This is a genomic window from Dactylosporangium sp. NPDC051484, from assembly GCF_040689395.1.
Lineage (GTDB): Bacteria > Actinomycetota > Actinomycetes > Mycobacteriales > Micromonosporaceae > Dactylosporangium.
This window is the reverse complement of the sequence record NZ_JBFAZX010000008.1, coordinates 130,333-149,033: the sequence shown is the minus strand read 5'-3', so window position 1 is coordinate 149,033 and position 18,701 is coordinate 130,333. Positions and strand designations below refer to the sequence as shown.

General features: G+C 71.5%; 16 protein-coding genes. 6 read left to right on the top strand and 10 right to left on the bottom strand.

Annotation, left to right across the window (positions count from 1 at the left end):
- Positions 1 to 96: 96 nt before the first annotated feature.
- Positions 97 to 3,078, bottom strand: a complete 2,982-nt coding sequence (locus AB0367_RS17035; RefSeq protein WP_366227248.1) for a UPF0182 family protein — start codon at positions 3,076 to 3,078, stop codon at positions 97 to 99.
- A 151-nt stretch (positions 3,079 to 3,229) separates the two neighbouring features.
- Positions 3,230 to 4,264, bottom strand: a complete 1,035-nt coding sequence (locus AB0367_RS17030; RefSeq protein ID WP_366227247.1) for a PDZ domain-containing protein — start codon at positions 4,262 to 4,264, stop codon at positions 3,230 to 3,232.
- Positions 4,265 to 4,392: 128 nt separating this feature from the next.
- Between AB0367_RS17030 and AB0367_RS17025 the strand changes: the two genes are divergently transcribed.
- Positions 4,393 to 5,667, top strand: coding sequence for a zinc-dependent metalloprotease (locus tag AB0367_RS17025; protein ID WP_366227246.1), 1,275 nt, complete (start codon positions 4,393 to 4,395; stop codon positions 5,665 to 5,667).
- A gap of 88 nt (positions 5,668 to 5,755) precedes the next feature.
- Here AB0367_RS17025 and AB0367_RS17020 read toward each other — a convergent pair whose 3' ends face one another.
- Both AB0367_RS17020 and AB0367_RS17015 read right to left on the bottom strand, forming a co-directional pair.
- Positions 5,756 to 6,346 carry a hypothetical protein gene (locus tag AB0367_RS17020; RefSeq protein WP_366227245.1) on the bottom strand — a complete coding sequence of 197 codons (591 nt, stop codon included), beginning with the start codon at positions 6,344 to 6,346 and terminating at the stop codon, positions 5,756 to 5,758.
- A complete protein-coding gene (locus AB0367_RS17015) occupies positions 6,343 to 6,867 on the bottom strand; it encodes a M48 family metallopeptidase (RefSeq protein WP_366227244.1) in 525 nt (174 codons plus the stop codon). Before AB0367_RS17015 ends, AB0367_RS17020 begins: the two co-directional genes overlap by 4 nt.
- Before the next feature lie 388 nt (positions 6,868 to 7,255).
- Here AB0367_RS17015 and AB0367_RS17010 point away from each other — a divergent pair, with 388 nt between their 5' ends.
- The 3 genes from AB0367_RS17010 (at position 7,256) to AB0367_RS17000 (ending at position 10,486) form a co-directional block, all read left to right on the top strand.
- Positions 7,256 to 7,408 (top strand): DUF5679 domain-containing protein, encoded by a 153-nt coding sequence (locus AB0367_RS17010; protein ID WP_190251171.1) that lies wholly within the window; start codon positions 7,256 to 7,258, stop codon positions 7,406 to 7,408.
- Between the two features lie 651 nt (positions 7,409 to 8,059).
- Complete coding sequence (locus AB0367_RS17005; RefSeq protein ID WP_366227243.1) at positions 8,060 to 9,121, top strand: hypothetical protein; 1,062 nt, start codon at positions 8,060 to 8,062, stop codon at positions 9,119 to 9,121.
- A 9-nt stretch (positions 9,122 to 9,130) separates the two neighbouring features.
- Entirely contained in the window at positions 9,131 to 10,486 is a 1,356-nt protein-coding gene (locus tag AB0367_RS17000; RefSeq protein WP_366227242.1) for an AarF/ABC1/UbiB kinase family protein, read from the top strand.
- A gap of 316 nt (positions 10,487 to 10,802) precedes the next feature.
- Here AB0367_RS17000 and AB0367_RS16995 read toward each other — a convergent pair whose 3' ends face one another.
- From AB0367_RS16995 to AB0367_RS16985, 3 genes are all read right to left on the bottom strand, one after another.
- Positions 10,803 to 11,186, bottom strand: a complete 384-nt coding sequence (locus tag AB0367_RS16995) for a WhiB family transcriptional regulator (protein WP_366227241.1) — start codon at positions 11,184 to 11,186, stop codon at positions 10,803 to 10,805.
- 120 nt (positions 11,187 to 11,306) lie between these two features.
- Entirely contained in the window at positions 11,307 to 11,732 is a 426-nt protein-coding gene (locus tag AB0367_RS16990; RefSeq protein ID WP_366227240.1) for a hypothetical protein, read from the bottom strand.
- 312 nt (positions 11,733 to 12,044) lie between these two features.
- Positions 12,045 to 14,129, bottom strand: coding sequence for an ATP-dependent DNA helicase UvrD2 (locus tag AB0367_RS16985; protein ID WP_366227347.1), 2,085 nt, complete (start codon positions 14,127 to 14,129; stop codon positions 12,045 to 12,047).
- A 116-nt stretch (positions 14,130 to 14,245) separates the two neighbouring features.
- On the opposite strand from AB0367_RS16985, the gene AB0367_RS16980 reads away from it, so the two are divergent.
- On the top strand, positions 14,246 to 14,488 hold the full coding sequence (locus tag AB0367_RS16980; RefSeq protein ID WP_366227239.1) for a mycoredoxin: 243 nt from the start codon (positions 14,246 to 14,248) through the stop codon (positions 14,486 to 14,488).
- A 72-nt stretch (positions 14,489 to 14,560) separates the two neighbouring features.
- Positions 14,561 to 15,160: a hypothetical protein gene (locus tag AB0367_RS16975; protein WP_366227238.1), complete on the top strand. Its 600-nt coding sequence runs from the start codon at positions 14,561 to 14,563 to the stop codon at positions 15,158 to 15,160.
- Here AB0367_RS16975 and nudC read toward each other — a convergent pair.
- The 3 genes from nudC to AB0367_RS16960 are packed head-to-tail and all read right to left on the bottom strand — an operon-like array spanning position 15,138 to position 18,696.
- On the bottom strand, positions 15,138 to 16,073 hold the full coding sequence (gene nudC / locus AB0367_RS16970) for an NAD(+) diphosphatase (protein ID WP_366227237.1): 936 nt from the start codon (positions 16,071 to 16,073) through the stop codon (positions 15,138 to 15,140). The genes AB0367_RS16975 and nudC overlap by 23 nt on opposite strands.
- Entirely contained in the window at positions 16,070 to 17,404 is a 1,335-nt protein-coding gene (locus AB0367_RS16965; protein ID WP_366227236.1) for a pitrilysin family protein, read from the bottom strand. The genes nudC and AB0367_RS16965 overlap by 4 nt, the downstream gene beginning before the upstream one ends.
- Entirely contained in the window at positions 17,401 to 18,696 is a 1,296-nt protein-coding gene (locus AB0367_RS16960; RefSeq protein WP_366227346.1) for a pitrilysin family protein, read from the bottom strand. The genes AB0367_RS16965 and AB0367_RS16960 overlap by 4 nt, the downstream gene beginning before the upstream one ends.
- Positions 18,697 to 18,701: the final 5 nt, after the last annotated feature.

Genomic DNA, 18,701 nt, shown 5'->3' with positions numbered 1-18,701 from the left:
GGTCGTCCCGACTTCCAAATCGTCGGACTGTGATCGTGTCGGGCGTCACCCGGGCCGGCCGGCGGGGCGGCCGGCCCGGGTGAAACGGTGGCTCGGTCAGCCGGCGGGCGGCTGCGTGGACACCGACGGAGAGGCCCCGGGCGACGCCGGCGCGCCCGGGGAGGCGCCCGCCGACGGGGTCGCGCCGGCCGCCTTCACCGCGTCCTCGTACCTCCCGATGGAGTCCTGCAGGGCCTTGAGCGCCTTGCCGTACGCATCGAAGTCGCCGGACTGCTGTGCGGCCTTGAGGTCCGCGATCGCCTTGTTCATGGCGGCGACCGCCTCCTGGACCTGCGGCGTGCGCGGCGGGTTGTCTGTCTGGCCCGGGTCCGGGTTCTGGTTGTTGTCCGTCGGTGGCACCGGCACCTGGCCGGTGACCTGTTTGACCAGCTGTTCGAGGCCGGAGGCCAGGTCATCGGCGTAGGCCAGGTACTTCGGGCCGTACGCGACCAGCACCTTCTGCAGGCGCGGGAACGTCGATTCGTTCTTCGCCTTCAGATAGATCGGCTCGACGTACAGCATCCCGTTGGCGACCGGCAGCGAGAGCAGGTTGCCGTAGAACACGTCGGAGTTCTGCGAGCTGAACTGGGTCAGCTCCTTCCGCGCGTCCGGGATCGACGTCATGGTGCCGTGCGTCTGGTTCGGGCCCTGGATCGCCGTGTTGGCCGGTAGCTCCAGCACCTGGAACCTGGGCTGGCCGTTGACATACGAGGCGGACATGATCGCCGCCAGGTTGCCCCGCTTCCGCGGCACCATCGCCGCGGTCAGCTGGAAGCGGGCCGACTCCTGGCCGGGCAGCTTCGCGACGAGGTAGTACGGCGGCTGGTCGGCCGTCGAGTTCGCCGGGTCCTTCGGGACCTCCCAGAAGTCCTGCCCGGAGAAGAAGCCCTCGGGCGTAGTGACGTGGAACCGGCTCAGCAGGTCGCGCTGGACCTTGAACTGGTCCTCCGGGTACCGCAGGTGGTCCATCAGGCTCTGGGAGATCGCCGAGCGCGGCTTGACCAGCTTGCCGCCGAAGGCCTTGTTCCAGGTCTTCAGCACCGGGTCGGACTCATCGAAGGCGTAGAGGGTGACCTCGCCGGTGTAGGCGTTGACCGTGGCCTTGACCGAGTTGCGCAGGTAGTTCACGTCCTGGCGAGGCTCCGGGAACACCCGCCCGGCGGTCGAGGAGTCCTGGATCGCCGTGTTCCAGTTGAGCTTCTGCGCGTACGGGTAGGTCGCCGACGTGGTGTAGCCGTCGATGATCCACAGGATCTTGCCGTCCACGACCGCCGGATACGGGTCGCTGTCCTGGGTCAGGAACGGCGCGATGTTGCGCACCCGGGTCGCCGGGTCGCGCTGGTACAGCACCTTGGAGTTGTCGTTGAGCACGCCGGAGAGCACGAAGTTCGCCTCGCGGAAGTAGGCGGCGTAGAGCAGCCGGCGCCAGAAGGTGTTCACCGCGACGCCGCCGCTGCCGTCGTACGTCGAGTACTGGTCGCCGTTCGAGGTGCTGCCGTTGCCGCCGATGGGCCGGTCGAACTCGGCGTTGCGGTCGCTCGCCTTCGACTTGCCGACGATCGCGTAGACGTCGCCCATCTGCTCGCCGTAGTAGATCTGCGGGTGCTCGACGGGGATCAGGTCTTCCTCGGAGGAGCACTCGCCGGGCTTGTCGTCCTGCTTGGTGGCGTCGCGGAGGAACCCGGAGACGTAGAACGGCTGGCCGCTACAGACCACCTGGCTGGCGGGGGCGGCGACGAACCCGTAACCGTGGGTGTACACACTGTGCCGGTTCTGCCAGTTGTTCTGCTGCAGCTGGTTGTAGTTGATCTCACGGACGCCGACGATGTAGTCCTGCGTCTTGCCCTTGATCGTGTACCGGTCGATGTCGAGCTTCGGGCTGAACTCATAGAAGCCACGGACCTGCTGCTGCTGCGTGTAGGTCTCGCCCACGACGGCCGGGTCGAGAAGCCGGATGTTGTTGACCGTGACGTCCGAACCGTCGAGGAGGCTCTTCGGCGGGCTGGTGTTGTCCGCCGCGTATGGCTCGACCTTCACCTCCGTCAACCCGTATGCCTCGCGCGTGGCGTCGATGGCGTGCTGGAAGTACGGCGACTCCTTCTGCAGCTGGCTCGGCTTGACGGTGAACGACTGCACCGCCGCCGGGTAGATGCCGCCGACCGCGACGGCGGACAGCGCGAGCAGACCGAGCGCGAGGCCGGGCCAGACCAGGTTGCGCATGAAGGCGTTGGAGAAGACCAGGATCGCGATCGCCACGACGATCGAGATCCAGGCCAGGATCTCCTTGGCCGGCAGCAGGGCGTTGATGTTGGTGTACCCCGCGCCGTAGAGCTCCTGAGTCGGGAACTTGTCCAGCAGCAGGCCGCGCCGGTCGAGGAAGTACGCGGCCGCCTTGAGCAGCACGAAGACCGCGACCAGGGCGCTGAGGTGGGCGCGGGCCGCTGCGGTCATCCGCTCGCCGGCGCCCTGCAGCCGGACCCCGCCGAAGAGGTAGTGCAGCGCCAGCGCGCCGATCAGGGAGAAGACCACGGCCGTGAAGGCGACGCCGAGCAGGTACCGCCAGAACGGGTACTCGAAGACGTAGAACGAGAGGTCGACGTGGAACTGCGGGTCGGTCCGGCCGAACGGGGTGCTGTTGCTGAACAGCATCCACTCCTGCCAGTGCCCCTGCGCCGAGAGGCCGGAGAACAGCCCGATCAGGCCGGCTGCCAGGATGATCCAGCCGGTCATGTGCGGCAGGAGGAAGAGCCGGTAGCGGTCCAGCGCGTGCTGCTCGGCCGAGTGCGGCCGCAGCAGCGGACGGGTGCGGTAGGCGAGGTACAGGTTGACGGCGATGATCAGCCCGACCGCCACGCCGAAGATCAGGAACATCCAGATCCGGGTCGTGAGCACCCCGGTGAAGACCTGGGGGTACTTGACCTCGGAGAACCACAGATAGTCGGTCCACGCCCCGACCACCCGGTCGAACAGCGTGAACAGCAGGAAGACGACCACCAGCACGGCGATCGTGACCCGGCCACGCCGGCTCACCCTGGTCATCGGATTGCGCATTACCACGGTCGGCTCCGCCCGTTCGCGTACGGAAACAACAGTTTCTGGTCTGCGCCGCCTCGCGAGACGTGGCGGGAGATTGCCACCCCGCACCCTCCACGCCGTGCTGCGCGCGCCACCAGAAACACGTCCAGCCTAGTCATCGGCCGCATAGCGTCGGCGTCCGACCAGCCCGCAGCGCTTCCAGCGCGGTGAGCGCATCGTCCACGTTACTCACTTTGATCAATGGAAGGCCGGGCTGCGGGTTGTCCATCGCCTCGGCGCAGTTACTCGCCGGCGTCAGGAACACCTTGGCCCCGGCGGCCTTCGCGGCGACCAGCTTCTGCGGGATGCCGCCGATCGGTCCGACGTTTCCGGCATCGTCGATCGTGCCGGTGCCGGCGATGATCATCCCGCCGGTCAGGTCCTCGGGCTTGAGCGTGTCGATGATGCCGAGCGTGAACATCAGGCCGGCCGACGGGCCGCCGATCTTGTCCAGCTGGATGCTCAGCTTGAACGGGTGCGGCTGGGTCGTGGCCACCTGCACGCCGAGGCGCGGGTTGCCGTCGTCGCCCGCCTTGGTCGCGATCTCGACCGTCTGCGTCTGGCCGTTGCGGACGATCTCCACCTGGCGCGCGGTGCCGACCGGCTTGCCCCGCACCAGCTCGGTGAGCTTCTCCGGTGAGTCGACCGCGGTGCCGTCGACGGCCTTGATGACGTCGTCCTTCTGCAGCTTGCCCTCGGCGGGGAAGCCGGCGGAGACCTCGCCGACCGTCACCAGGACCGGGTAGCCGAGCTTGCTCAGCGCCACGGTCTCCGCCGAGGTCTGGGACCGCTGGAAATCGCGGGCGTTGTCCTCGTCGACCTGCTGCTGCGAGCGGTTCGGCGGATAGACGAGCTCGCGCGGCACGACCGCGCGGTCGTCCTGCCACCAGCCGAGCATCGCGTCGAGCAGGGTCAGGTCCGGTTGTACCGAGACGGTCGTCATGCGCAGCTGGCCCTTGGACTTCGTGACCTCCGCGCCTTCGACGCTGATGATCGGACGACCGCCGGGCTTGCCCGTGTCCGTTCCGAGGGTGTCGTACGTCGGGCCAGGCCCCATCGCGACATACGGCACCGTGACCACGGTCGCCTGCCAGGACAGCACCAACAGCAGCAACGCGCCGAACAGCACGGTGAGCCCACGACGTCTCATGGCGGCGAGCCTAGCGCTCCCAGCCCGATGTACCTGGAAGCGAGTACCGTTGTGGAATGCCCGCAGATATCCCGTTCGGCTTCGGTCCGTCTGGCGGCGACGCGCCGGATCCCAATGATCCGCGCCAGATGCAGCAATTTCTGAGCCAGCTGCAGCAGCTGTTCGCCACCCCCGGCGGCGGTCCGGTCAACTGGGATCTGGCTCGGCAGCTGGCCCAGGCCCACCTGACCGGCGGCGGCCCGGCCGGCATGTCGCAGTTCCCGGTTGGCTTCGCGATGCCCGGCGCCCCGGTGCCCGCGCCTGTGGATGACGCCGACTCCGACGCGGCCAAACCGGTCGGCGACCCAGCGGTCACCGCCGTTGAACGCGCCGCGGTCATCGAGGCGCTGCGCCTGGCCGACCTCTGGCTCGACCCGGAGTCCTCACTCCCCTCCGGCGTGCGCGCGACCTCCGCCTGGAGCCGCGGCGAGTGGCTCAACCAGACCCTGCCCGTCTGGCGCAAGCTCTGCGACCCGGTCGCGGCGCGGATGGTCTCCGCGATGACCGAGCTGGTCCCCGAGGAGATGCGCGCCCAGATGGGCCCGATGACCTCGATGGTCGCCTCGCTCGGCGGCGCGCTGCTCGGCGGCCAGCTGGGCACCGCGCTCGGCTCGCTCGCCGCGGAGGTGCTCTCCGCCGGCGACATCGGCCTGCCGCTGGGTCCGGCCGGCACCGCCGCGATGGTGCCGGCGAACATCGCGGAATACGGCAAGGGCCTGGAGATCCCCGACGACCAGGTGCGCCTCTACGTCGCCCTGCGCGAGGCCGCCCATCAGCGCCTCTTCGGCCACGTCCCGTGGCTGCGCGGCCACGTGTTCGCCGCGGTCGAGGCGTATGCCGCCGGCATCCACGTCGACCGGGACGCGATCGAGGAGGCGATGAGCCGCATCGACCCGTCGACGCTCGGCAGCGACCCGCAGGAGCTCGTGCTCGAGGGCATCTTCACGCCCGAGGACACCCCGCAGCAGCGGGCCGCGCTGGCCCGGCTCGAGACCGCGCTCGCGCTGGTCGAGGGCTGGGTCTGCCACGTGGTCGACCGCGCGGCCGGCGATCGGCTGCCCGACGTCGTGCGGCTCTCCGAGGCGTTCCGGCGCCGGCGCGCCGCGGGCGGCCCGGCGGAGCAGACCTTCGCGGCGCTGGTCGGCCTGGAGCTGCGCCCGCGGCGGCTACGCGAGGCCACCGCGCTGTGGAACGCGCTGGCCGAGCACCGCGGCATCAGCGGCCGGGACGCCCTGTGGGGCCACCCCGACCTGCTGCCGGACGAGGAGGCGTTCGCCGAGCCGGACATGTTCGCCCGCACCCAGCTCGACCTGAGCGACCTCGGCTTCAACGAGGCGACGGGCGGCGAGGAGCCGAAGGAGTAACGAGGAGCGCGCCCTGGCTCGGGCCCGGATCGCCAAGACGGCTGGCGGAGCCGGGGCGTTGCGCCGTCGGGGGCCTCGGGGGCCGTGGTCAGGTCAGGATCGCCCTGGTGGCTTCCCAGCCGTCCAGGGCAGGGTCCAGGCGGCGCAGGTCGGACGGGCCGCGCAGGCGGTGCCAGCCGGGTGCCGCGGCGACCAGCGTGGGCTCCGGGGCCGGTCGGCGGGCCGTGACCACGTCGCCCGTCTCCGCGTCCAGCTCCGGCAGCCACTCCGGCAGCGGCAGACGGGCGGCGACGCCGAGCAGCCCGCCATCGTAGGCGGGTGCGATCGCGACCGCGCGGGTCGAGAGGGGTCGCAGCAGCTTGCCGATGAGCATTCCCGGCAGGTCCGGCGCGTCGGCGAGCACCACTGCGGCCTTGTCGTGGCCGTCGGCGGCCGCCGCGGCGAGCGCGGCGCGGATGGTGGGGGTCTCGACCTCGTAGATCCGGGTCGTCGGCCAGGCGATCTTGGCGGCCAGCGGGAGGTCGGCCGCGACGGCGGCGATGGCCGGCTGGACACGCGGCAGCGGGGTCAGCAGGTCGACGAGGTCCTCGGCCATCGCGGCACGCCAGGAGTCGAGGTCGGTGCCCGGCGGGGACCAGGCCACCGGCACGAGCAGGGCGACGACCGCAGCCGCCGTCATTCGCTGATCCCGAGACCGGCCGCCGCTGACACCCCCTCAAGATACCCCCGGGCCCGCTCCGCCTTCGGATAGCGGGCCACGAGCGCCCAGAACGCGCTGCTGTGACTCGGAATCACCAGGTGTGCCAGCTCGTGCAGCAGAACGTAGTCGATGACCCAGTCCGGCATCTCCTGCACGCGGTGCGAGATACGGATGGTACCGTCTGCCGGCGTGCAAGACCCCCAGCGTCCGTTCTGGTTCTGCACCCACCGAACGCTCGCCGGGCGAGCGGCCGCGGGGTGATCGGGCAGGTAGCGGGCAGCGAGGCGCTGCGCGCGAGTGGTGAGGTCCGTGTCGGTCCGGCGGGCGCGCTGCTCACGGGCGGCAAGGCGCTCCAGCATGCGATCGACCCATTCGCGCTCCTCCGCACGGGAGAATTGGGCCGGTATCAGCACGACCACCCGCTCACCGTCACGATAGGCAGACACCGTGCGTCGGCGGCGCTTGCTGCGCCGCACCTCGATGACCGGCTTGCGCGTCATGCCGGTCCCCCTCGGGTACCGCTCACGGAGGAACGCTAGCCGGATGCGGCCATCTCTTCGCAAGGGCCAATCTCGCGGAGCGCGCCCGTAAATCACCCATTCGTAGCAGCTCGTCGGAAAGATTCCACCGGATGACCGGCCCGTTCCGGGGTCGCGAGGGCCTCGGCGCGGATTTCATCCACAGCAACCCACAGCGTTGCCCACACGGTTATCCCCAGGCTGTGCATAGTGTGTACGGTGCGGTTGTAGGGAAGATCTTCCGATTACGCTCGGCGTGTCCCGTGTAACCACACTTTCCCCGAGTGTCCGACAAGGCACACTCACCACGTTGGCCTAGCTGGTCAGCACCGGTGCGCGGGGCGTGCCGGACCGAGATGAGGAGGGCATCGTGGCCGAGACCTATAACGGCTACTGCGTCAAGTGCAAGGAGAAGCGGGACTTCGAGGGCGAGATCGCCATCTCGAAGACCGGCATGAAGATGGCGAAGGGCGCCTGCCCGGTCTGCGGCACCACGGTCAACCGGATTCTCGGCAAGGCCTGAGCTCAGCGTCCTCGACGCAGCCCGGACCCGGCGTCCCCGGCCGGGCATCCCTGGCAAAGCCCGAACCGGGCCGTACGGCGCAGAGCGCGCCCGGAAGCCCGCCGGGAGGACCCGCCTCCCCGCCCCGGCATTCGGCCCGGATATGCGGCATTGCCCGTGAGCCCCCAGAATCGTCGCGCGGACCCCGCGCGGAACGGCGCGCTCGCGCTGCCCGCCCACCGGGCCACCCGGCCCGGTGGGCGCCCGGTCCGCGAACTCCCGGCCCGGCGAGCGCCCGGTTGCGCGAGTTCCCAGCCCGGTTCCGCGAACTCCCAGCGCATTCGCCAGGGCGAACGCGGCAAAGGTCCGAACCATCGGCACTCGCCGCAGGCGCCCGATGCGCTCACGTCGCGGCCCACCGAGCGCTCGCCGCGCGGACCGGCGAAGGGGTCCGAACCATTGACCCGCCCACAGCCGACCCGCGCGCCGCAGGACCACGAACGGCCCGGGCCAGCCTGGGCCATCCGGTCAGCGTTCCCGGGCAGAATGCGGCCTTTGCACCCCGAACCTGTGGATAACCCCGCCATCGGCTGTGGATAACCCAAGTCCGCGGTGGATCGTGCTGTGGATAACCGGCCCGGGCGAGGGGCCGGACGTGCAAGCGTTTCGGGCATGCGACCGACGCTGCTACCCGGACTGCGGCGCCTCTGGCGCGACGAGCGCACCGTCCAGCTGGGCACCGACCCCTCCGCCGCCATCGTGCTGGAGCTGCGCCGGCCGGAGCTGGCCCGCGTGCTCGACCTGCTCGACGGCTCGCACACGCTGCAGGCGCTGCTCACCGCCGCGGAGCCGCTCGGGCTCGACGGCGCCGACGTGCTCGATCTGGTGCAGGCCCTGCGCTCGGCCGGGCTGGTGGTGGGCGCGCACGCGCTGGTGCCCACCGGGCTGCCGGGGCCGGTAGGCGCCCGGCTCGCCGTCGAGGCGGCCGCCATCGGGCTGCGGCTGCGCGCCGGCGACGAGGCCCGGACCCCGGCCGACGTGCTGCGCCGGCGCACCGCCTCGCGGGTCGTCGTGGCCGGCGACGGGCCGCTGGTCGCGCCGCTGGCCACCGCGCTGGCGGGGGCCGGCGTCGGGCACGTGCACCCAGTCGTCGAGGGCACCGCGACCCACGCGGACGTGGCCGTCGGCGGGCTCGCCGCCGAGGACGTCGCCGCTTCGCGGGCGATCGCGACCTGCACGGCGATCGTGCGGTTCGCGCCGGGCGTGGATGTCTCCTCGGTACGGTCGGACAACGTCGACTTCGTCGTCAGGGTCGGCGACCGGCACCCGCCCGCGCTGGCCCGCCACGGCATTCGGCTGCACACGCTGCCGCGGCTGGAGGTCACCGTCCGGCTGGGCACCGTCCTCGTCGGCCCCCTCGTCCGCCCCGCCGGCTCCCCCTGCCGCCTCTGCCTTGACCTGCACCGGCGCGACCGAGACCCGGCGTGGCCCGTGCTGGCCGCCCAGCTGGCCACCGCCCCGCCCGGCGTCGGCGAGCCGTGCACGCTCACCACGGCGATGGCCGGGGCCGCATTCGCCGCCGACGAGGTGCTCTCGTACCTCGACGGGGCGTCGCCGCGCACCGAGGCGGCGATCGTCGAAATCGCCCGGCCCGGCGAGTTCCGACGTCGCGAATGGGTGGCCCACCCACGCTGTGACTGCCGTCGCCGTCGTCGAGGTGCTCCGAACGGGTAAGAATGACTTGTGACCGAGATCCCTAGGGGCGCAGTCGCCCGCACCGCACGGCTGGCGTCACTCCCCCTCGGGCTGGCCGGCCGAGCCGCCCTCGGCCTTGGCAAGCGCGTCACGGGCATGGCCGCCGACGTGGTCTCCGCCGATGTCCAGCGTCGCACCGCCGAGCACCTCTTCAGCGTCCTCGGGCAGCTCAAGGGCGGCGCGATGAAGATGGGGCAGGCGCTTTCCGTGTTCGAGGCAGCCCTGCCCGAGGAGCTCGCCGGCCCCTACCGGGCGGCCCTGACGAAGCTGCAGGAGGCCGCGCCGCCGCTGCCGGCCGCCAGCGTGCACAGGGTCCTGTCCGAGTCGCTGGGCGAGGACTGGCGCTCGATGTTCAAGGAGTTCGACGACAAGCCGGCCGCCGCGGCGAGCATCGGGCAGGTGCACCGGGCGATCTGGGCCGACGGGCGGTCGGTGGCCGTCAAGGTGCAGTATCCGGGCGCCGGCGACGCGCTGCGCTCCGACCTCAACCAGTTGGCCCGCTTCGCGGGGCTGTTCAAGGCGATCCAGCCGGGCCTCGACGTCAAGCCGCTGGTGCAGGAGATCCGTGACCGCGTGACCGAGGAGCTCGACTACGAGCTCGAGGCCCGGTCACAGACCACGTTCGCCGAGGCGTTCGACGGCGACCCGGACATCTACGTGCCGCCGGTGCTCGCCTCGTCGCCGCGTGTGCTGGTGACCGAATGGGTCGAGGGCAAGCCGCTGTCAGCCATCATCTCCGGAGGCAGCGAAGAGGAACGCGACCGCGCCGGGCACCTCATGGCGCTGCTGCACTTCTCCGCGCCGGCGCGGGCCGAGATGCTGCACGCCGACCCGCACCCGGGCAACTACCGCCTCCTCGCCGACGGCCGGCTCGGAGTGCTCGACTTCGGCGCGGTCGCCCACCTGCCCGGCGGGCACCCCGAGGTGATCGGCCGGCTGACCCGGCTCGCCCTGACCGGCGACTCGCAGGCCGTGCTCGAGGGCCTGCAGCAGGAGGGGTTCATCAAGATCGACGCGAAGGTCGACGCACCGGCGGTGCTCGGCTACATCCGGCCGATGCTGGACCCGATCGCCGAGGAAGAGTTCCAGTTCACCCGCGCCTGGCTGCGCGCCGAGGCAGGGCGGCTGGCCAACCCGAAGAGCCCGGCCTATACGCTCAGCCGCCAGCTCAACCTGCCCCCGTCGTACATGATGGTGCACCGCGTGACGCTGGGCTCGATCGGCGTGCTGTGCCAGCTGGAGGCACGGGCCGGCTACCGGGGCATCCTGACCGAGTGGCTGCCGGGCTTCGCCGATCCGGCGGTCAAGGAGCCGACGGTGAAGAAGCCCCGGCGCCGCAAGTAGCAAAGCGCAGACGCGGAAACGGGCCCCTCATGGCAAGGGGCCCGTTTGCCGATCTCAGTGTCGGGTCAGGTGCTGCTCCTGCTCGCGCTTGGCACGCATGGCGACCTGACGGGCGGACGGGTAAGCCTCAGAGCGCTTCAGAGCCTGAGGCCCACGCATTCGCGCGCGCGACAGTGCTTCATGAAGTAGTTGCAAGGACATCGCGAAGCTCCTGGGTCGGTTGGTTCGTACGTCGGTGCTGATCTCGTTGTGACGAAGCCGGGTCCGTCGCGCGGCGCGCGACACTCGGCTGGCCGGCAGGCGATGTGCGTTCATGTCAGGCCGCCACCCCGGCGGTGACCGCCGCGGTGCGAGCAGCGACCTCGACCCGCAGGACGGCGTCGCGAGCGACGTCCTCCTTGCGCGGGCGGCCCCGCGGACGCTTGCGCGGCACGACGGCGCCGCGCTCGAAGATCTCGCCGCCCCAGACGCCCCAGGGCTCGGCGCGCTCGACCGCGCCCGCCAAGCACTCGGCGCGCAGCGGGCACTCCATGCAGAGCGACTTTGCGAGTTCGAGCTCCGCCGGCGAGTCGGCGAACCACAGGTCCGGGTCGAAGGTGCGGCACGGCAGGTCGGACTTGACGCCTCGCGCAGCGACGCGGAGACGCTCGTCCACGGCCGACTCGACGCGCACGTCGATCGATGCCAAGGCCAGACTCATCCCGGTCACCCCTTTCTGTTTGTCGATCGTTTGGTGTGATCGTCCGGTGCAAATGAATGAGGCCGCGGATCCCGGTAACGGGTTCCGCGGCCTCGAGGTGAGCCGGTGAGTCGGTCTTTGCTAGACCGGCCTGCCTCGAGGTGGTATGCCGCGGACTCCGCCATTGGGCTTCGGAGCCGTCATGTCATGCTTCGCGCTGAACCCAGTGGTCCCCTGAACCCGGATTTCGCGCTGGTCGAGCTGAGCCGCCGAAGCGACGTGGATCTCATCGATACGGATGACGTCGGTGCGGGTCTCCTCCGTGCTGCCTGGCTCGGTGCCCCGAACCGTCAGGTCGACCCGGACCGACCCGGTAGCGACCGCCGCGACGAGCGCGGACGGTGCCGGGACGACGGCCGGGGCAGCCTCGACGGCGGCCGGAATCAGGACTAGGTCCTGAGCCAGGGCAGACGCCTGCCATTGCGGCGCGACGCGACGGACCGACACGACCGGCGAGCAGACGGCAGGCAGCAGCGAGCGCAGCTCCAGGGTTGAATAGAGCTTCACAAGTGCCACCTTCTCTCCGCAGACTCGTGGTCGGCCGCCGCCGGTCTTCCGGCGTCGTCTTCGCAGGCTATGCCGTGCCTCAACGGTAGGGCAATCGATTTTCCGGAGAAAGTCCTTGTCACATTTCCAGCGGCTCGGCAACCGATTGAACCGCTGCTCAATCCGCCGCGTTCGCGCAGGTCAACGGCGCCGAGCCGGCACCACGACGACGGAGCGCGAGGCGCGGCGGTCGTTACGCGGAGGACGAAACCGCACGTCCGGGTGACCCGCCGGGGCCAAGGTCGCAGCGCGGCGGGGAGAACGGGACGAGAGTCAGGCGTGCCCGTCGGCGAGGGCGTCGACGGTGGCGCCGCCGATCAATGCGAGGACGTCGTCGCCGTACAGCGTGAGCTTGCGCGGGCCGATGCCGGCGATCGCCGCGAGCTCCTCACGGCGGCCGGGGCGGCGCTCGGCGATGGCCGAGAGGGTCACGTCGGTGAAGATGACGAACGCCGGGACCTTCTGGATCGCGGCCAGCCGGGCGCGCCAGTCGACGAGCCGGGCGAGGAGTTCCTCGTCGAGGTCCGACGGACAGGTCGCGCACCGGCCGAGCTTGCGGTCGGCGCCGTTGAACAGCCCGGTGCCGCAGACCCGGCAGGAGACGGCCATGACCCGACGGGCCCGGCCGGCCACGGCGGCCTTGTCGAGCGGGCGTCGTGGGTGGCGGGCATCGGGCGGGGCGGCGAGTTGGTCTCTGGCGGAGGGCACGAAGCGGCTCGGGCGCCGGGTGCGTCCGCCGGGCGTGCGGGCGGCGGCGTGGGAGAGCCACAGGGTGTGCCGGGCCCGGGTGACGCCGACGTAGAGCAGCCGGCGCTCCTCCTCCACCGCGTCGGGTGTGCGGGCGTGGATGACCGGCAGCGTGCCCTCGGCGAGGCCGACCAGGAACACCGCGTCCCACTCCAGGCCCTTGGCCGAGTGCAGCGACGACAGCGTGACGCCCTCGACGGTCGGCACGTGCTGCAGCGCCGCGCGCCGGGACAGCTCGGCGTTGAAGTCCTCCAGTGCCGGCGCGGAACTGGCCTCGGCGAGGTTGACCAGCGCGGCGACCGCCTCCCAGCGCTCGCGCTGCGCGCCGCCGGCGGGCGGGGCATCCGGCCGCCAGCCGACCCGCTCCAGCGCCGCGTGCACGGTCTCCACCAGGCCGCCGGCGGTGTCGCCGCGATAGGCGCGCAGGGCGATCATGGCCTCGCGAACCTCGGCCCGGTCGAAGAAGCGCTCGGTGCCGTGCAGCACGTAGGGAACGCCCGCCTCGGCGAGGGCCTCCTGGTAGACCTCGGACTGGGCGTTGACCCGGAACAGCACGGCGATCTCGCGGGCGGGGGTGCCGGCCGCGATCAGCTCCGCGCACCGGGCGGCCACCGCGGCGGCCTCCTCCGGCTCGTCGGCGAAGGTGTGCACGGTCGGCTCCGGACCGGCCGGGCGCTGGCCGACGAGCTCCAGGCGCAGCCGGGACAGGTCACCGCGGGCGCGCGAGATGACCGCGTTGGCCAGGCCGACCACCTGCGGAGTGGAGCGGTAGTCGCGGATCAGCCGGACCACCGTGGCCGCCGGGTGGCGGCGCTTGAAGTCGACGAGGTACGACGCGCTGGCACCGGTGAACGAGTAGATCGTCTGGCTGGCGTCGCCGACCACGGTCAGGTCGTCGCGGTCGCCGAGCCAGGCGTCCAGCAGCCGCTGCTGCATCGGGTTGACGTCCTGATACTCGTCGACGACGAAGTGCCGATACTGCGCCCGGACCTGCTCGGCCACGTCCGGGTGCTCCTCGACGGCCCAGATCGCGGCGCGGATCATGTCCTCGAAGTCGATCACGCCCTGGGCGCGCTTGATCCGCTCATAGTGCGCGTACACCTCGGCGACCTTGGCCGCATCGAGCGGCGGCTCGCGCATGGCCTTGGCCGCCGCGGCCGCGTAGTCGCCGGGCTCGATCAGTGAGGACTTGGCCCACTCGATCTCGCTCGCCAGGTCGCGGGCGGCCTCGCGGTCGGTCTTCAGCGCGGCGCGGGTGGCGGCGAGGGCGACCAGCCGGGCCTTGCTGTCCAGCAGCTCGGGCATCTCGCGGCCGGAGAACAGGCGGGGCGCGAAGTATCGCACCTGCCGCAGCGCCGCCGCGTGGAACGTGCGCGCCTGCACACCGTCGGCGCCGAGGCGGCCGAGCCGCTCGCGCATCTCGGCCGCGGCCCGGGCGGTGAACGTCACGGCGAGGACGTGCTGGGCACGGACCTGCCCGGACCGGACGCGATGGGCGATGCGGTGCGTGATCGCTCTGGTCTTGCCGGTGCCCGCGCCGGCCAGGATGCACAGCGGCCCCGCCGGGGCGGTCACCGCGACCGACTGGTCCCGGTCCAAGCCCTCCAGGATGGGCCCCGCGAGAATCTCTGAGGAGTCCGCCACAGCTGGACATCATTCCAGCCGGGCGTGACGTTATGCGGTTTTGCCTTGTGTGACCCGGCCGATGCTTCTTGGAGGAACAAGCCATGCTGACCATGTACTCGACCCCCTGGTGCGGCTACTGTCACCGACTCAAGACCCAGATGGACCGCGAGGGCATTCAGTACCAGGTTGTCGACATCGAGCGGGACCCGGAGGCGGCCAAGTTCGTCGAGAGCGTCAACGGCGGCAACCAGACCGTCCCCACGCTGCGCTTCGACGACGGCACCGCCATGACGAACCCGTCGATCGTGCAGGTCAAGAAGCACTTGGAAACTGTCGGTAGCTGAACAGGCGTAAATCCGTTACGGTGGCTGGCTAGGGCTCCTGCCCTGCCGGAATGCCTGGGGAGGCCGGCCACCATGCGGGTCGCTCGTCTGTATGCCGCCGTGCGTAACGCGCCGGAGCGACCCCGGGTGGCCGATCCCGAACGTCGCCACCGGATCGCGGAATACCTCGCCGGCGGCACCACCATCGGACGCGGCCACGGCCCCTCGGTGCTGCACACCGACGGGCTGTGGCTGTGGCCCGAGCGGTTCGTCTCCGAGGTCCTCGAGTCGGGTCTCGCGCCCGAGCCGGACCTGCTCGCGCGCATGCACGCGCACGCCTACCAGGCCCCCGCACCGGCGCCCGGCGAGCGGCTCACCGACGAAGCGCTGCGGGCGTGGCGGGCCGGGCCGCCGAGGGAGCCTCGGGTGCTCGTCACCCACTTCGTGCGCGTCGACGCGGAGACCACGGCCGAGCGGCCGCTGTCACTGCTGCGCCGCACGGTCACCTCGACGGGCGGGGTGAGCGAGGAGGCGGTGTGGCGAGACCTGGCGTGGCACCCGACCAACGCCTTCGTCAGCCAGCGCATCGACGACGAACTGCGCGAGGTCGAGCCCGCGCAGGCCGCCGCCGTGCTGGATCTGTGGTGCGCCACGTGGCACGCCGAGGCGCTCAGGCGTGCAGCCACGCAGTGATCAGATAGTGCGCGATCGACGCGGGGAACGGCAGCCCGAACTCCTGCGACTCGCCGTCGAGCACCGCGGCGATCTCGGTGCGGGTCAGCCAGCGTGCCTCGGCGATCTCCTCGGCGTCGACCGTGATCGCGGCGCCGGCCGGGGCGAGCGCGTGGAAGCCCAGCATCAGCGAGCCGGGGAACGGCCACGGCTGGCTCGCCAGGTAGCTGACCTCGCTGACACGGACCCCGACCTCCTCCAACACCTCCCGGGCGACCGCCATCTCGGCCGACTCGCCGGGCTCGACAAACCCGGCCAGCGTCGAGAAGCGCGGCACCGCGGCACCCAGCGCCTTCCACTGCGCGTTGAAGCCGAGCAGGCAGCGCCCGTCGGGCCCGGCCACGCCGTCGTGCACCAGCATGATCACCGCCGGATCGGTGCGTGGCCAGAGCGTCTCCCCGCCGTCCTGCGTCGTCCGGACCCAGCCGCCCTGCGCCGCGACGGTCAGCTTGCCACTCAGTGGGCTGTACGGGTGCCGCGAGTGCCAGTTGGCGAGCGCGACCGCGGTGATGAAAAGCCCCGCCGCCAGGGCGGGCAGCGCGTGCCCGACCTGGCGCACGTTGACCCGGCTGGTGCCGTCGATCGGCGCGGCGTCGGCGGCGACCGCGAAATACACGGTCCCGTCCTCCTCGCCGAGGAAGAAGCGCTCCCCGGCCGGTGCGTCGGCCGGGTCGATCAGCACCAGCTCCGGCGGGTCGCCCGGGCGGACCAGCACGTGGCCGTCGTCGACGACCACGACCCGAGATCTCTCCCAAGCGGCCGAGAGCCACGCCTCGTCGGTACGCCGGTGCGCCGCCCGGTCCAGCGGCCCGCGCGCGAGCGGCGGACCGGAGTGGTCCCGCGATTCGGCGGCGCTCGGCCGCACGGCCGTCACGACGTTTCGGCCCGGACGACCGGCGTCAGTGCGGCAAGCGAGCCCTCGATCTTGGCGGCGTCGCCGAGGACCACCGCGGCGGCCCCGGTCGGGGCGAGGTATCGCGCGGCGGCCGCGGCCACCTCGTCCTTGCCGGCCCGGGCCAGCCGCGCCGCGTGCTCGGCCAGGTAGTCCAGCCGCAGGCCGAAGCCGGCATAGGTGGACACCAGACCGGCGAGCCCGGCCTGCGTGGACATGCCCAGCTGGAGCGTGCCGAGGGCGTATTGCCGGGCCTGCTCCAGCTCCTCGTCCTTCGGCGGCAGGCTGGCGATCCGCCCGAGCTCGTAGAGCGTCTCCAGCAGCGCGGGGCCGGTCACCTCGGTCGCCACCTCGGCGGAGAGCACCAGCGCCGAGCCCGCGACCGCGTGCTCGATGAGCGAGTGCGGGCCGTAGGTGTACCCCTTGTCCTCGCGGATGTTCTCGACCCACCGGGAGGAGAAATAGCCGCCGAAGACCAGGTTGGCCAGCTGCAGCGCGGCGTGGTCCGGGTGCTTGCGCGACACCGCCGGCAGGGCCACGCGCAGCGAGGACTGCACCGAGTCGGGCCGGTCGACCAGGGTCAGCGGCCCGGGCACCAGATCGGGGGCGGGTGGTAGCTCGGCGGCGACGCCGCCGCCGTTCCACTTGCTGAGCATCCGCTCCGCGGCGGCGATCGCCTGCTCCGGCTCGAGGTCGCCGACGATCACGAGTGTGGCGCCGGCCGGGTGCAGCCGCTCGGCGTGCAGCGCGCGCAGTTCGTCGGGGACGACCGCCTCGACCTGCTCGGGCGTGGGCGTCTGCACGGCGTACGGGTGGCTGCCGTACATCCGCTGGAGCAGCGCCACCCGGGCCAGGTGGCTGGGCTGGCTCTGCGCCACCCGGATCCGGTCGACCAGCCGGGACCGCTCGGTGTCGACCTCCTCGGCCGGGTAGGCCGCGTCCGTCAGCACCTCGGCGAGGATGTCCAGCAGCCGATCGAGGCCGTCGACGAGGGCGTTGCCGGAGATCAGCAGGCGGTCGGGGTCGGCGCCGGCGGACAGACCGCCGCCGACCTTCTGCAGCTCGGCGGCGATGTCGACGGTCGACATGGTCGAGGTGCCGGACAGCGCCGTCTGGGTCAGCAGCGCGGCCCGCGCCAGGTGCGCCTGCGCGAACGGCACTCGCAGTCGTACCTCCACCAGCGGCACCGACGCGCGCCGCAGCGCGATCACGGTCAGGCCGTTGTCCAGCGTCTGCTCGACGGTGTTCGGCACCTTGAGGGGGCGGTTGGGCCCGAGCACCGGCAGTGCGCGCGGCGGGATTGTCACAGTCACTTGGCTCCTCCGGCGATGACCTCGACCGCGGCGCGACGCGACGGGACCAGCTGCCCCGCGGCCGCGACGATCTGCTCCTCGGTAACCTCACCAATCAGCGTGTGCAACTGGTTGAGCAGCTCCGGCTCGCCGCGCTGCTGCTCCAGCACGGCCATCTGCAGCGCGCGGCCCAGCACCGCGTCGGTGTCGCGCAGCAGGTGGGTCGCCATGCGCGCCTGCGTGCGGCTGAGCTCTTCGGGGGCCAGACCGTCGCTCGCGATGCGCGCGCACTCCTCCTCGACGCTACGCAGGACCTTGTCCACGTCCCCGTCCGGCGGGAGGAACGCCTGCAGGACCAGCGCCGTTGGGTCCCGCACCGCGAAGGGCTCCCCCATGAACCCGATGTACCCACCGATGCTCGTCACCGACCGGTCGCGCAGCACCAGCCGCTCGACGAGGCGGGAGGCGTCTCCGTCGGTGAGCACCTCGGCGAGTACCACATACGGCAGATATGCGGAGAGATCGCTGATCGGATCGGGCACCCGCCACGCGGCCGCGACCGCGGGCATGGGCGCCAGGCGGTCGGTGTACGAGGAGCGGCGCTCCGCGGTCAGGTCGGGCTCGGCGAAGTCCGGCCGCTGCGGGGCGGGCCGGGCCGGCACGTCGCCGAAGTGCCGCTCGACGAGCTCGGTCGCGATGGCCACGTCGAAGTCGCCGGAGACCGCGAGCACCGCGTTGCCGCAGGCGTAATACCGGTCGAAGAAGTCCGCGGCGTCGGCGACCGTGGCCGACTCGAGGTCCTCGAAGGAGCCGTAGCCGTCGTGCGCGTTGGCGAACGTGTCGAACATGACCGGGGGCACGCGCAGCCAGGGGAACCCGCCATACGGCCGGTTGAGCACGTTGACCCGGATCTCCTCCTTGACCACGTCGATCTGGTTGCGCAGGTTCTCCTCGTTGAGCCGGGGCGCGCGCATGCGGTCGGCCTCGAGGAACAGCGCACGCTCCAGCGCGTTGGCGGGCAGCGTCTCGTAGTAGTCGGTGTAGTCGAAGTGCGTCGAGCCGTTGAACGTGCCGCCCGAGCCCTGCACGTGCCGGAAGTGCGCGAGCTTCTCGAGGTTTTCCGAGCCCTGGAACATCAGGTGCTCGAACAGGTGGGCGAATCCGGTGCGCCCCTGCGGCTCGGATCTGATGCCGACGTCGTAGACGACCGCCACACCGACGACCGGCGCGGCGCGGTCTGGGGTCAGCACCACCCGCAGGCCGTTGGGCAGGGTGAAGCGCTCGACGGGATACTTGGAAGCCGGAATCCGCACGGCCG